We start from the raw sequence: 13,947 nt of genomic DNA on the forward strand, positions 1-13,947 counted from the left end.
GCGGCCTCGCACTACACCTTCGAAGAAGCGCGGAAGGGGACGATCGAGCCCGGAAAACTTGCCGACCTCGTGGTGCTCTCCGCCGACTACATGGCCGTACCGGAAGCACAGATCAAGGACATCAAGGCCGACATGACGCTTATCGGCGGCAAGGTCGTCTTTGAGCGCTGAGCCGGTAACGGCAAGACATCGAGCGGATGCGGGCACAGTCCCGCCGATCAAGCGACGGCGTTCGAGTTCACCATCAATCTCAGGACTGTCAATGCGTTTGGGCTGACCATTGACGTCGTCTTGCTTGCTCGCGCCAATGAGGCAATCGAATCAGGTCTGCTTGTGGCCCGAAGGCGCCCGCAATGGACCGCGCGCGCTCGACGATCCGGGCGTCCATCACGGCAGCGCGCCGTTGACCGCCGCGTACTGCCCATCACATTCAGACATCAACTTGTTCTGCTATTGCGAGCGCGTCGTCGACCTCAACTCCCAGATATCAAACCGCGCTCTCGATTTTGGTGTGCCCCAGGAGTAGCTGCACGGCCCGCAAATTGCCTGTGCGCCGATAGATAAGGGTCGCTTTGTTCCGACGCAGAGAATGTGTTCCGAACAGATGAGGATCCAGCCCTATACCGGCAAGCCAACCCGACACAGCCGCGCATACTGCCGGGTGATCAGGCTGCAATCGGGTCCCCTCCGGCCGGTAAACAAACGCTCACCCGGCTTCTTGCTCGTCGCCCTTAAATAGTCATCGATGGCTTGGCGGGTGGCCTCGGTAAGTTCGAATTTCACCGGCCGCCCAGTCTTCTTCTTCTGTCGGACGCTCGCACGGTCGGCTGCATAGCCGCTCGGCGCGATGTCGTCGACCTTCAGAGCTACGACGTCGCAGCCACGAAGTTTGCTCTCGATGCCAACGTTGGTCAGCGCCAGATCACGGATGCGCCCTCCGACCTGGAGTTTCGTTCGAATGGACCAGACATGCTTCGGGCGGAGCGGCGGCTTCGCGCCGACGATTTTTCCTCAGTTAGCGAAGTTGGTCATTCTCAAGCCAGTAACCTTCTGCTTTCAGACGATTGGAGGCGTACTTTAGGTCCAATTCGATCTATCGGGAGGACGCAATTGACCCGGACCTGACGTCTGTATCATTGGATTGGCAATGTCGGCTGTTGGCCCCGTCGAGTTCGCTGAACCCGACGTTAACCTCAGACAGCGGATCATGGTGCCGATCTGGCGCGTCTCGAATGTTCAACCCTGGTGTCGAGAGATCGATGGTTCACCGTAGTCCTTTTGTATTCCTTTGGTTCTGGACGGTGCGCGCGGTTGCCGCCATTGTCATCGGAGTAGCCGCGACAGCTACGGGACGTGCCCAGAAAATCTCCCCTCCAGTCTGGACGGTGCCGGAAGTCGGCGCGTTGCCTAATAACGCTCATGGACGCCTCGTGCGGCGTGGGCGCGACCTCATCACCGCGACCTACGCCCATATCGGACCGGAGGTGCCGGATCCAGCCAAACGTTTCGCCGGCAACAATCTCGCCTGCAGCAATTGTCATCTTGAAGCCGGCACGAAAAAATTCGGCTTGCCGATATTTGGGCTGGTCGAGCTGTTTCCACAATACAGCGCCCGCCTCGGTGCCGAAATCACGATCGAGGACCGGGTGAACTCGTGCATGTCGCGCAGCATGAATGGCCGCGCGCTGCCGCTCGACAGTCCGGAAATGCAAGCCATCGTGGCTTACATCAAGTTTCTGTCATCGGGAGTTCCAGCCGGCAAAGCGTTGTCAGGACTCGGCACCGGGTCGATGCCTGAGCTCGATCGGGCGGCCGACCCGGTTCGTGGCAAAGCGATCTACGCCAATGCTTGTCTGGCTTGCCACAATAACGACGGCTCCGGAATACGCCGCAGCGTGCCGACCGTCGATCTCGGCTACATGGTGCCGCCGCTGTGGGGCCCGGATAGTTTCAACGATGGTGCCGGCATGGCCCGGTTGATTACCGCGGCGAACTTCGTGCACTTCAATATGCCGCACGGGACGGACTACCTGAATCCGCAGCTCACAGTCGAGCAGGCATGGGACGTAGCTGCCTATATGATCTCTCAACCGCGTCCGAAAAAGGCGGATCTCGACAAGGATTATCCCGACCTTCTGACCAAGCCCGTCGATGCGCCTTACGGACCGTACGCCGATGGATTCGATCAGCAGCAGCACATGTACGGACCATTCGGTCCGATCCGGGCGGCCCACGCCAAAAAGCAGAAAGACGATGTACCTAGGTGAAGCGCCCTAGCAAATCCGCGGATGGCCGCTCTTGGCCCAAGCCGGACCTGTCGATAGGTGGCTCTGGTGGTCTGGTTTTTGGGGCAATGCGGACCAAGCGTGCCTGAGGTGCGCGTGAAGGCCTTTCCCGAACATTGGTCGTATCAGCTAAAGGCCGTGTTCCTCCATAACCGCTCGTACGCCGAGCCCTCAAAAATGCTTGGCGGCCAGAAGTCCGAGCAGCACCGTGCCCGAGACGGCGGATACTGCGACCATGTTGATCAGGTTTTGCGTGGCCACCGATAGCGTTGATGCCGCACAGGCCGGCGAGTTCGCTTTTGATTTCTTGCGGTTTGGCCTTTGTGGCGTTGTATTTGCAGACATTGTATTCCCCGAGATGGTGGGTCAGGCCGCATTGCAGCCTGACCCTGACGCTTTCCCTGTCGAGATTTGGCCCCGATCTGCAGCCACCATTGCATGCCGAGGGACGAGAAAGCTTAAGGGGTCTGGTAAACCAAAGCTGACCAGAGTCGATGGTTTATGAATTCGCGAAGTCTATCGCGCGGGAAGCAGCGCGCAGGCCTCGGCAATATCGTCGACTATATCAATCGGGACCTCTCGCGGCGGCGTGCCAGCGTGCGCCGGTACCGCACGCTGACATGCCACCTCATCTATCCTGCCGGTGAAAACTCGACCGGCCTGATGGGCTCCAGACGGGTTCGCCGTCATCCCCATCGCCGCAATTGATCCGCCCCGGCGTGCGGCTTCTCCTGCGGTCCCCGCGCTTTATGGGTCCGGGTCCCCTCGCTCGTTATGCCGCCTCGCTTGGGAGCGTCGACGTCATTTCGGCGATCTTCTGAAACTCGATAAATAGCTCGGGCTGATACTGCTCGAGGTAACGCGCCACGCGGTCGTTGCTGATCAGCTTGCGGAGATAGCCCTTTACGACCGTGAGGTGGAGATGATCTTGGCCGTACGAGTCTTGGATTGAAGATATCGCTTCCTGCAAGCGTGAGAGTTCGCGTTCCATGCGGGAAATAGCTTCGGCGGTCATGCCCTTCAAGCGTTTGGGCGTCTGTGGCGTGACCAGCTGGGCCTGGGGAGTGCCGGCCAATATGGCTGAGGCATAACTGACCGAAAAATTGTTGGCATTGATGAGGAGTTCGGCGGCCTCGATCTGACGCAGGGGGCTCATCTTGCGAAGAATATCAAAGACAGCCAAAGGACACATCCTGTCCTTCAATAACCCGACGACTTCCTCGCATATCCCGTCAAGCAGCTGCGCTTTACGCGCTATGCTGCGAACCCGGATGTCCAGAGCGCGTGCTATCTTATCTTTAGGGACGTTACGCTCGATCGCTTTGGCGATCATTCGCTGCTCCTGGATCGGAGACAGGCGGCTAATGCGCTTGTTGTAGGTAAACGCTTCATCGTCAGTCGAAACCAAACATTCAACCTCACTCTCTCCTAGATCGCGAAGCACTTCGATCCGCAAATGGCCATCAAGCAATAGGTAGGAAGTGGGATCTCTCGTGTCCCGAACGACGACGGGCGGCTCGACTAATCCGATCTCGCGAATGGAGGCTGCAATCTGGCGGTACTTGTGACTAGATTTCGCAGTCGTCTCGATAGTCTTAACCGGTAAGATCGAGGCGATTTGCACCACCACGAAATCGGAGCCAAACGCTTGGGTGATCGTGTTTGAGGAGCTGGTATCGACTGGCTTGCTCATGTCGCTAATCCATCAGCGATCCGCTGCTCCAGAAAGGCGGGCATAGTATCGAGACGTTCGGCCTTGAGCAGACTTGCAAAATTCTCATCGCCGCGGAGCTCTCGCATAGCTTCGACGATGAACAATAATCGGCTTTGGGTGACCTCGGCTTTCTTGACGAGGAGCTTTTGACGATCAGCCTCTTGACGATAGACACGAATGATCGCTTCGCCGGTAAGCGGTCGCTTGACGCCGTCGCGCCGTCCAAATCGGCTGTCATGAAGGTGTTTGCCGCAGCGCCGTCGCTGCTCCATAATCCTGCGCACCGCGACCAGCTTCTTTCCGCGCAATTTTCTTTCGGTGTAGGCCTGCGTCAGAGCTTGCTGCACATCCTCATCGCTCGATTTTGCAATCTCGATCGCCATATTTAGGGGAAGAATGCCTGCTTCGACCGCCGCAACGAGCCGTTCCTCACCCTTTTCCAATAGGGTGCCAATCATATGAATGTATTCGACGCTAACGCCGATCTTTGGTGCAATCTCGCGGTCGCTATAGCCGCGGCCGCGCAGCGTGGCGATATCCTGCAACAGGTCGATAGCTCGATGCTGCCGCCTGGCACAATTTTCAACCAGGCTCATAACTAGGCAATCACTTTCCTCGGCCTCGATGACTATAGCCGGAATCTCTGTCTGACCGAGCTGAATGAACGCTTCGATCCGGCCCTGGCCACACACCAGATCATAGCTTGCTGAGTCCGTATCGCTCTTTCGTGGGCTAACCGTGACCGGACGCTTGAGCCCGACATTGGCAATGCTCTGCACGATCTCCTGAAAGTTGCGACGATTGCGGACTCTAGGATTTAGAAAGCGAATTTGGTCAATCGGAATGGTCTTTACATGTTTCGGTCCTCTCGATTTGGATTTACTCATGCTGTTGCCTCCAGAGACGAGGTGTGGGCCGCCATCGAATAGAGAAAGTCGAGCGATGCGAATCGGTAAGCGTCGAGCGAAAGTGCATTGTCTTCCGCCATCCGAATCCGGCCCGTATTCATGTCGATACTTGGAAGAATGTAGTAGTCGAGAGGCTGTTCGTTCGAGCGATCCAGGCGAACGGCAACCGTGACATCCGGCGCAAGACCCGTGTCAAACCGAACTTGCCATCGAAGCGCACCAATCTCGGTCTCGAAGGACCGCGCGAGCACGATTGAAGCGGTAAATTCCTGATTGACCAGAAGGAGATGAGTTATGGGATCACAGACGACGGATCCGCCCGCCCTTTCGAGGCCCGCTACAATTTCGGCTAATAGTCCAGGAAAGGATTCGCGTAGGTGCCGGTTGATTTCGATGAATTTGTAATCACGATCGGGCGTGTAGCCTATAAGGCTGTAAGCTCTCAAAAGGCTGCCGAAGCGATGCCGGTATAGACTTGATGAGGGCATACCGTCGCGCTCGTCGATAATAAAGCCTGACAGGGAGCCCTCCTCTGCAAGCACGGCTTGAAGAAGGGCGAGCAATTCCTCATCGGAATAATGATTGTGACGTTGGTCTATAATAAGTCTGGCGCGCTCAAATAGAGCGCGGTCGACAATTGAGGGAAAGACACCATCCGCTCGAACCCAGGTGTCGCGCTGATTGACTACACGTCGCTGCTTCAACTTGTAAGAAACGCGATTGAATACGTTGTTGCCGATATACTTTTCGTTCGTTAAAATCTGATGGATTGATGCCCGAGTCCATGGGCGACCAAGGTCGCTCATGATGCCCCGCTGGTTTAACGCTGATGCGATTTCGCGCTCCGACTTCCCTCCTTCGACGAACATCGAATAGATGCCGTGAACGTGTTCGATTTCGTCAGGCGGGCCAGGAGTAAGGACGACGCGGTCGGTTTGGAGGCTCTTTCGATCGCCGCGGCCGAGTTCACCCTTGGGATTCCGACGCTCATCGATTAAGAGGCGTCGTAAGCCAAATCCAGCCGGGCCGCCCTGGCGAAAGCCGTGTTCGATGAGTCGGCATTGGCCGGCAAAAACCTTGACCGATAGCTCGCGGCTGTATTCACCAGCCATGACCCGTTTGACGTTTTTGAGGAGGATCGAACCGATACTGCCGTCATTGTCAAACTGTTCGCCGCAATAATGGACACGTATCCCCGCCCGAGAGCAAACGTGCTCGTGATATGCGCCTTCGTCCGCGTCCTGAAATCGTCCCCAGCGGCTGACGTCGTAGACTAAGATTGCTTGAAAGCCGGCCGCGCCGGATTGCACTTCCAGCATGAGCGATTGCAATCCGTCGCGACCGTCCATTCTTAAACCGCTACGGCCGGAATCTTCAAAGACACGCACGATCGTGAAGCCCCGTTGCTCGGCATAGCGACGTATCGTGTGGAGTTGATTTTCAGTGGAGTATTTCTGAAGGTCTGTCGACATCCGGACATAAGCAGCGGCTAGCGAAGGACCTTCTCCTCGACTTTGGCTCTTACCGTTGCTTTTGATCCGCCTTGTCAATCAGCACCCGATTCCAATGCGATTCTGTCGGCCTGCCCCAAGGCATTCATGAATTAGCCGCCTGATCGTATGGGATAGGAGCGTGGAATGTCGTTTCCAAAAAAGGGTAAGTCCTTTCCAAAAAGCGGTAAGTCCTTCAAAAAGGGCGGAGACGGCAGTTCGGATTTCAGCGCTGACGATCATGCGTTCGCGATGAAAATCGCATCGGCATTGACGTCGGAACTTAGGGATCGAAACTCGCGTGCAAAGTTGGTGGCGGGCTGGACGGGTGCGAATGAGCGCACAGTCAAGAATTGGATTTTAGGACGATATGCGCCCTGCGGCAGACACCTCGTGGTTTTGGCTCAGCACTCAGACCAGGTGCTAAATGCCATTCTGTCGATGGCGGATCGGCAGGATCTGCTTTTAGCTCCTAAGTTAGAGGACCTGAGGCGAAAGGTATTCGAATTGGCGGCTATCATCGGCGAGCCAAGCCGCTCATCGACTAGACCTCATACATTTTGATTTCGTCCGTCGGTCGACACGTATCGAGCGGGTAGCTTGGCCGGAACGGTAGTTGACTCCTATCGATCGACCTAAAGGCTGCGCTTTGATATCGATTGGAGCGCTTGGAGTTCTGTGCGTCAAGTTCAGCAAAATTAATCATGGGGTCCGGCCAAGCCATCCCCTCGGAGCCGCCGTCGCTCGCTCGCCCCAAGCGCAGCGCTGGCGAGCGACCGCGGCGGAGAGGGGTGGCCCATCCTGAGCATCGTCAGGCCGCCCGGCGTAGTGTCTCCTTCTTGTGCTCCTTCAAGAGATCCATGTTCAGATAGCGATGGTCCTCGAGCCAGGCCTCGTGGCGCTCGACGGTCAGCGCCCGCACAAGCCTTAGGCAGCTCTCGGCATTGGGGAAGATTCGCACCACGTAGGTGCGCCGCCGGATCTGCGCGCGAGCAGTGCACCGCACGTCAACCTGCGAACGTCTCGGACTGACCTGATAGCGAAGCTATGCTGCGAAGAATAACGCCGGTGGCTAGGGTGCCATCGAGGCGGGTGAGGCGGCAACGATTCGTTAACTCTCGAGGCAACCAGCTGACCCTGCTACCACGCAGTGGCGGCTTTTTTGCCACGGAGTTGCCGCGAGTTCGTCTGACGAATCACGTTCGCTTGATCAGTCCTTTCCTGAAGGAGATACTTAAGTGGCAATGGGGACGGTGAAGTGGTTCAACGCAAGTAAGGGGTACGGTTTCATCGAGCCGGATGGCGGCGGACAGGACGTGTTTGTCCACATTTCCGCGGTCGAAAGAGCGGGCCGCACTAGCCTCGCAGAGGGTACCAAGATCAGCTACGAGCTGGTGACGGGCCGCCACGGCAAAGTGTCGGCAGAACACCTGCGGCTTGGCTGACGCACACACGAGGGAAAGCGATCAAAGATTTGAGGCTGCTGCGACCTCACGGCGCACGGGACCGAAGCCTTGCGTCCTTCTTGTTGCTCCCCACGCTCCATAGCGGTGTCGACCATGGCAGGTCTGATTGACTGCCAAACGGGCTTTGGGTGCCAGCTGGAGGAGCGCCGTGCTGAGTGATCTTCAAATCAAATTGGAGAAGTACGAAGCCAAAGCTGCCCAGTGCCAAAGACTGGCCCAAGAAGCGGCCGACGGCCCCGTGCGCGCACTTTACGAGGAACTTGCTAGCTACTACGGTGAACTTGCGACGGACTTCCGGCAAGTTATCGCAAGACGGCCGCTGCATCGATGGCAGCCCAATGACACCCGGCCACTCGTGCCATGACGTCATATGCCAGCAGGTGACCGCAATCGGTCTGGCCAGTGCGGACATCCTGAATCAGCTGAGTGCGAAATGGAGGCATCGTAGGGGCGCCGGAAGATTTTATCACTTCACCCATTTGAAGGTGACCTTGCTTCCTCCGAACAGTTGCCAGAATGAAGGTTCGCTCCAAAGCGCGATATCGCGGCCACCCTGCCTGAACAAAAGAGTGGTTGCAGCTGTTCGGCCAATGGTCATCTCCGCACTATAGCCCTCGTTTGCACTGATCGATTGGGTCCCTATTGCACATGTCGTGCTGTCGACTGTTAAGATCTCCGATAGGCCATCATTGTCGTGATTTTCGAGAGCAATCAACGCCATATCGGAGCTAATGAGTGGCTGGGGAAACTGCTCGATCCAAACCTCCCATGCGTCATCAGCGCTTGGCGTATAGACCGCGATGTCGAAGGTGTGCTTCGTTGGATCGTCCGAGCTGAGTTTAGCAATGCTCTTGAGGACCTCGCTCGAGGAAAGCATTTCCGGACGGATCGGAGGGCAGCCAAAAACGCTGCAGCCCAGAGCAGGGTTGAGACCTGGGCAGGAAGGCCGTGACTCGGGAGCAAACGAGACTACGTTCAAGGCTGTGCCGGATACGCAGCATTGATTTGACGACGCTGCTGGGACACCTGACTTCAGTAAGCATTGAGCAGGTGCCGATGGGGTCGGATTTACATAAGTGTATGCGTGGCAATGCGAATCCTTGGAGCAGGCTTGGCGACACCACTCGGGCTGAGCGAGGGACAGGTTGAATGTCATATAGTCCATCCCGAAACGAGCTGTGTCGGGCTCCGTGGAAACAACGGAATGCATACCGGACACGCAACACTGGTTCGGCGAGGCTGCCGGCACACCTGATTTAAAATTGCAGCTGGATGTAGGCCCTAGCGCGCCGGGACGGACGTATGTGTACGCGCGGCAGGATCGGAAGCCGCCGCAGAGATCGCGGCAGAACTCCGGTGTCGGCGGTGTGATGGTCACAAGAAGCTGAGGGATGTCCATGCCGGGACGATCTGTGTCGATCTCAGTGGAAAGCGTGCGGTATACCCCAGACACGCAGCACGAATTGGCGCTTTCCGACGGCACGCTAGATTTAAGAAAGCAGAGTGATCTCGTCGCGTCGTGGGTAAAGGCCGCACAATCTTTGTCCTTGGTGCATTCCTGACGACAAGAGTCAGCGTCAGCCGAAGGGATTCCAGGTCCCAGGTCCATTCCAAACAGGTCTGTATTCGGTAGGATCGTGGTATGAAGCTTGAAGACATCCGCCCTGCAAGTGCCGCCCAGCAGCCATGTTGCGAAGATGAGTGTGGCAACGACCGTCCGCTTACTGCCTACCATGACCAGCCTCCAGCCAGTTCGTCGGCCCGGTCGCCCATGGCCGTGAAGGAGCTATCGGTTCTTGGCTTTGCCCGTTTACGTTAGCACGGCGGGCAGCTTAAGGGGGAAATTATGGCTCGTTGCGCTAGAGCTTTTCCGCCTCGTGCAGCGACGGCTGACGGCCAAGAGTAGTTCTTTCGAGCGTGAGTTAGTGACTCGACCGGCGCGACCCGTGCCCAGGCCTGGCCGGTTGGGCTCGGCCAATCTGACGACCACCAACGCGCCTTGTTAGAATGCTGATTCGCGACAATGGCATTCCAGCAGCAGCAGCAAAAGCCGGAGGAGGTTGGCTTGGAAGCGCCGTATCTCGGCTTCAATCAACCCAGCGTGGCCGCGTCGGGCGCGAGGCGGCGCGCTGGATAGATGAGATCAAGTTCGGCCGCTATCGGGCCAGGTCAACTCACGGGCGTCGCCGTCAAAGTGTTCATTGTCGAAGATGCGCTTCGGTTCTCATAGGGGTGCGGAGCCAATTGACGCGCGGTTTGTGGCAGTCCTCTGAATCTACGGACAGCATGCGGCCTTGAAACCCGAGCCGCGCTGGCTTTCCTATGCCAGAATCTAGGCACTGACCGGGATTGGCGTGGGCTGCAGCATTCGGACCGCTGAGTACTTTTCCTTCCATGGCGGGTCGGCAGGATTTGCTTTTAGCTCAAGGCGTACAGGATCTCAGACGAAGGATTTTTGAGTTCGCGGCCGTCGTTGGATACCCGCGATGAGGTTCTGCGCAGCCTCTGTCCATCGTGTCGCAATCCAAAAATGAATAGGATCCAATTGCGAGATACCGACCAAAGGGCTAGCCTGACGCCAAGACTTCGGACGACGTAGCGCAAGGCTAGTGAGCGCGCTTGTGTATGCAATCCCCAATCGGGGTATAGGACATGCAGACGAGCCGAAAGGTCCTCATTCTCATCGCTCTCGCGATGTCGCTCGCGAGCTCGGGGACTATGGCTGCCAACGTGCCCGTCACGGTCACGATCACGTCCGTCACAAACATCTCGGCTGGAGATCTTTTCGGAAACCCCCCGATTTCTACGCCCGCGTCAATATCGCGGGGCAAATCTTTCGGAGCCCTACTATCAAGGACACTGCAAACATCGTGCCGGGCTGGCCATTCCCGGCGAGCGTCAGCACAAGCGTGCTTGGGAACTTGATTCCAATCCGGATCGAGATCTGGGACTCCGACGACTCGTTCGGCTTCGGTCCTGACCTTGTCGACGTAGATCCGGATGTGTGTGCCGGAAACTGGCCCTTTGGGTTAGGGTGCACATTTGTAACGGTGAATCGGCCCAGCGCTGATACCCGAGGGCTGGACCTCACTCTCGATCTGACGACCGGTGCCTGGACGGGATTCAGTTCCCTCCCCACAGCCGACGCTACCGGTGGCGGAACGATGCCGACTTGCGCGACGGGCACGGAAAGCGAACCTGCCACCGTCTGCTTGACGATCACGGTCGGCGCACCCACCCCGGAAGAACTCGTCGTGACGAAGCTGGACGACACGAATAGGGGGCGGTGCCCGACGAACGACTGCTCACTGCGGGAGGCGGTCAATGCCGCCTGGAACGGCGACACCGTGACCATACCTGACCTCGGAAAGCCGTACCTGCTCACTTATAGCCGCGTCTCGTCTCCGCCCCCCACCCCTAGCGATGAGCCTGGGCATCTCAAAATTACACAGCAGAGCCTTAAGATCTGCGGTCGGGACGGGGGCGCCGTTATCCAGCAAACACTGGAGGAAACACGCGTCATCGACATTCATGCCGGCGCCAGTGTCGACATCTGCAATCTGACCATTATGGGCGGAACAGCGGGGCGGACCAGTACAGCTGAAATCAGTCATCTGCACGGCGGCGGCATCCACAACCACGGCACCGCGACGCTTCGGAACGTCACCCTAAGCAACAATCATTCCCCCTACACGACTGCTGGTGGCGGCGGCGGCTTTTTCAACGCCGGAATTGCCAACCTCATCAACGTGACGATCTCGCAGAATACCGCAAACAGCGGCGCTGGCGGAATCGAAGGTAACTCCACCAGCAAAACCAACCTGACAAACACGCTCATCGCCAACAACACTGGGGCCCCTCTAACCCCCAGCGCCCCTCCGCCTGGCAACTGTAACCCCGCACAAGGGTTGAACGCTGCGGGTAACCTAAACGGCTTTTTCGACTACGGCGGCAACCTGCAGTTTCCTGACGCGACATGCGGCACGGCCATCCCGACCGCCCCCGCGAAACCCATCAGCGCTCCCGCGACGAAGGGAACATATCCGCTTATGGACAAGGCCGGAGCAATCGATGGCGGTACGAACATGGGCTGCCCGTCGAAAGATCAGCTTGGCGTTTCGCGACCGCAGGACGGCAACAACGACAATAACCGGGTCTGCGACATTGGCGCGCTAGAGATGCTTCCTGGCATTACTCTGCCACGCGCACCCGAGATCGGAGGAACGACGATATTTTCCCCGGCGTCAGGCCACCGGGCACACTAGCCGTAACTTCGGACACCGCTTCCTAGAGCGGACACAGGGACTGGCAGATCGCTGGTTGCGGCGCGTGTCGGATAACCTACGGTTGTTCATAGCGGCCTTTGGCGCGCCTTTGCCGAGAACCACGTCCGACGGAGTTCTGGAGTACCCGGGCCGCACGGTGGAGAAGTTTAGTGCCTCTCCCTACCGAGAGGACCTGAGCGGGACCAATGGAGCAAGTTTCTTTCTAGTTTCTCTCTCTCCAGCGAGGGTGACAGCGTTCACTAAAGATCACGCCTCGGCCATCGCCAGCACCCGCTGTACTAGCACTACTTTGGCAGATCATTGATTTTGTCGTGCGTTATAGGATTCCCGAATCAATTTTTCAATTGATTCATGGGTGGTCGGCTCTTGGAGGGCTGACCATGGCGGGATGGGAAGACGAACTCGAACGCTGGCTGATGCCATTCTTGGACCGGCTGGGTCATAAGACTCGGCAGCAGATGTGTCCCCTTTACGTTGCGGGATTGATCGGTCCTGGCGATCGCAAGAGCGTTCAGCCGATGGCAGAACGCCTCGCAACCGGCAACTACGATCAGCTGCACCATTTCATTGCCGATGGTGTCTGGGACGCGACGCCGCTGGAGACAGAAGTGCTCAACCAGGCGGACCGACTTGTCGGCGGCAAGGACGCTGTGCTGGTTATTGATGACACCGCAATCCCGAAGAAGGGCGAACGCTCGGTTGGTGTTGCAGCTCAATATGCGTCGGCTCTCGGCAAAACGGCAAATTGCCAAACACTGGTGTCTTTGACGCTCGCGCGCGGCGAAGTGCCAGTGATGGTCGCGTTACGTCTCTTTCTGCCTGACAGTTGGACAAGCGACGTGTTTCGTTTGAAGCGCGCTCGCGTGCCAGTCGAACACCGAACGCCACGGTCCAAGCCGGAGATTGCTTTGGCCGAGATTGACCGCGCGGTGGCAGCCAACGTGCGCTTTGGATGTGTGCTGGCGGATGCGGGATACGGACTTAGCGCACTATTTCGACAAGGGCTGACAGAGCGCGGGCTAGCCTGGGCCGTTGGCATCCCCCGGCATCTCAAGGTGTATCCGGTTGACGTGCAGCTCATTTGGCCGATTACCAAGGTCCGCGGGAAACCATGAAAGCACCACGTGCCCGATATCTTGTCGATTGCGGCAGAACAAATGCTGGTCAGCGCCAAATGGAAAACCGTGAGTTGGCGCAGCGGGACGAAAGGTCCGCTGAAAGCCCGATTTGCTGCTCTCCGTGTCCGCACCGCCGGCGGCCCTCCGCAGCGGATTTGGGATAAGGGTCAGCAGCATCTCTCGGGCGACGAAGCTTGGCTCATTGGCGAGCAACGTGCCTCTGGGGAGAGGAAATACTATCTCGCCAATCTCCCGGCGGCGACGGATCTGCGCACACTGGCCGCCACCATCAAGGCAAGATGGATTTGTGAGCAGCGCATCAGCAGTTGAAGGAGGAACTGGGACTTGATCACTTCGAAGGGCGATCATGGCAGGGGCTTCATCGCCACGCCCTGATGACAATGATTGCCTACGCCTTCCTGCAGCATCGTCGCCTCGCACACGCGGGGCGGAAAAAAAGAATCAACGGGCCGCCGCCTCAGCCAACCATGCCCGCCGTACGTCACGCCATCGTCAATCTCATCCTTCGGCTGGTGTCCATACTGCCGAAAACAAATCCTTGAAAACCAATGGCGCAAACAGATTCTGCCAAAGTAGTGCTAGCACTACTTTGGCAGATTGTGTTTTCGCCGCTGTTTTTCACGGATTTGCTTTCGGCAATATGGGCACTGCTGAGACGG

At 57.6% G+C, this 13,947-nt stretch carries 10 protein-coding genes and 4 pseudogenes; 6 read left to right on the plus strand and 8 right to left on the minus strand.

Going from position 1 to position 13,947, the window contains the following annotated elements; all coding sequences use genetic code 11:
• Positions 1-171 (plus strand): amidohydrolase family protein (locus tag ACZXDY_RS41770; RefSeq protein ID WP_464349499.1); only part of this gene is annotated, 171 nt, incomplete at its 5' end.
• A 316-nt stretch (positions 172-487) separates the two neighbouring features.
• Here the strand turns inward: ACZXDY_RS41770 and ACZXDY_RS41775 are convergent.
• Positions 488-960, minus strand: a pseudogene (locus tag ACZXDY_RS41775) (tyrosine-type recombinase/integrase).
• Positions 961-1,259: 299 nt separating this feature from the next.
• Between ACZXDY_RS41775 and ACZXDY_RS41780 the strand changes: the two are divergent.
• Complete coding sequence (locus ACZXDY_RS41780) at positions 1,260-2,267, plus strand: c-type cytochrome (RefSeq protein WP_464349492.1); 1,008 nt, start codon at positions 1,260-1,262, stop codon at positions 2,265-2,267.
• 189 nt (positions 2,268-2,456) lie between these two features.
• On the opposite strand, the gene ACZXDY_RS41785 is transcribed toward ACZXDY_RS41780, so the two are convergent.
• From ACZXDY_RS41785 to ACZXDY_RS41800, 4 genes are all read right to left on the minus strand, one after another.
• Entirely contained in the window at positions 2,457-2,630 is a 174-nt protein-coding gene (locus ACZXDY_RS41785) for a hypothetical protein (RefSeq protein ID WP_464349493.1), read from the minus strand.
• 427 nt (positions 2,631-3,057) lie between these two features.
• Positions 3,058-3,978, minus strand: coding sequence for a plasmid partitioning protein RepB C-terminal domain-containing protein (locus ACZXDY_RS41790; RefSeq protein ID WP_464349494.1), 921 nt, complete (start codon positions 3,976-3,978; stop codon positions 3,058-3,060).
• Positions 3,975-4,886 (minus strand): plasmid partitioning protein RepB C-terminal domain-containing protein, encoded by a 912-nt coding sequence (locus tag ACZXDY_RS41795; protein ID WP_464349495.1) that lies wholly within the window; start codon positions 4,884-4,886, stop codon positions 3,975-3,977. The genes ACZXDY_RS41790 and ACZXDY_RS41795 overlap by 4 nt, the downstream gene beginning before the upstream one ends.
• Complete coding sequence (locus tag ACZXDY_RS41800) at positions 4,883-6,457, minus strand: recombinase family protein (protein ID WP_464349496.1); 1,575 nt, start codon at positions 6,455-6,457, stop codon at positions 4,883-4,885. Before ACZXDY_RS41800 ends, ACZXDY_RS41795 begins: the two co-directional genes overlap by 4 nt.
• 87 nt (positions 6,458-6,544) lie before the next feature.
• Between ACZXDY_RS41800 and ACZXDY_RS41805 the strand changes: the two genes are divergently transcribed.
• A complete protein-coding gene (locus ACZXDY_RS41805; protein WP_464349497.1) occupies positions 6,545-6,961 on the plus strand; it encodes a hypothetical protein in 417 nt (138 codons plus the stop codon).
• 247 nt (positions 6,962-7,208) lie between these two features.
• On the opposite strand, the pseudogene ACZXDY_RS41810 reads toward ACZXDY_RS41805, so the two are convergent.
• Positions 7,209-7,382, minus strand: a pseudogene (locus ACZXDY_RS41810) (transposase); the annotation flags it as partial.
• 259 nt (positions 7,383-7,641) lie between these two features.
• Here ACZXDY_RS41810 and ACZXDY_RS41815 point away from each other — a divergent pair.
• Complete coding sequence (locus ACZXDY_RS41815; RefSeq protein ID WP_464349500.1) at positions 7,642-7,842, plus strand: cold-shock protein; 201 nt, start codon at positions 7,642-7,644, stop codon at positions 7,840-7,842.
• A gap of 487 nt (positions 7,843-8,329) precedes the next feature.
• Here the strand turns inward: ACZXDY_RS41815 and ACZXDY_RS41820 are convergent, their stop codons facing one another.
• A complete protein-coding gene (locus ACZXDY_RS41820; RefSeq protein ID WP_464349501.1) occupies positions 8,330-8,740 on the minus strand; it encodes a hypothetical protein in 411 nt (136 codons plus the stop codon).
• Between the two features lie 165 nt (positions 8,741-8,905).
• A pseudogene (locus ACZXDY_RS41825) lies at positions 8,906-9,598 on the minus strand (PAN domain-containing protein); the annotation flags it as partial.
• 1,477 nt (positions 9,599-11,075) lie between these two features.
• Between ACZXDY_RS41825 and ACZXDY_RS41830 the strand changes: the two are divergent.
• Positions 11,076-12,128 carry a choice-of-anchor Q domain-containing protein gene (locus tag ACZXDY_RS41830; RefSeq protein ID WP_464349498.1) on the plus strand — a complete coding sequence of 351 codons (1,053 nt, stop codon included), beginning with the start codon at positions 11,076-11,078 and terminating at the stop codon, positions 12,126-12,128.
• 365 nt (positions 12,129-12,493) lie between these two features.
• Positions 12,494-13,830, plus strand: a pseudogene (locus ACZXDY_RS41835) (IS701 family transposase).
• Positions 13,831-13,947 lie beyond the last annotated feature (117 nt).

The sequence above is a fragment of the Bradyrhizobium sp. LeoB3 genome, from assembly GCF_055456055.1.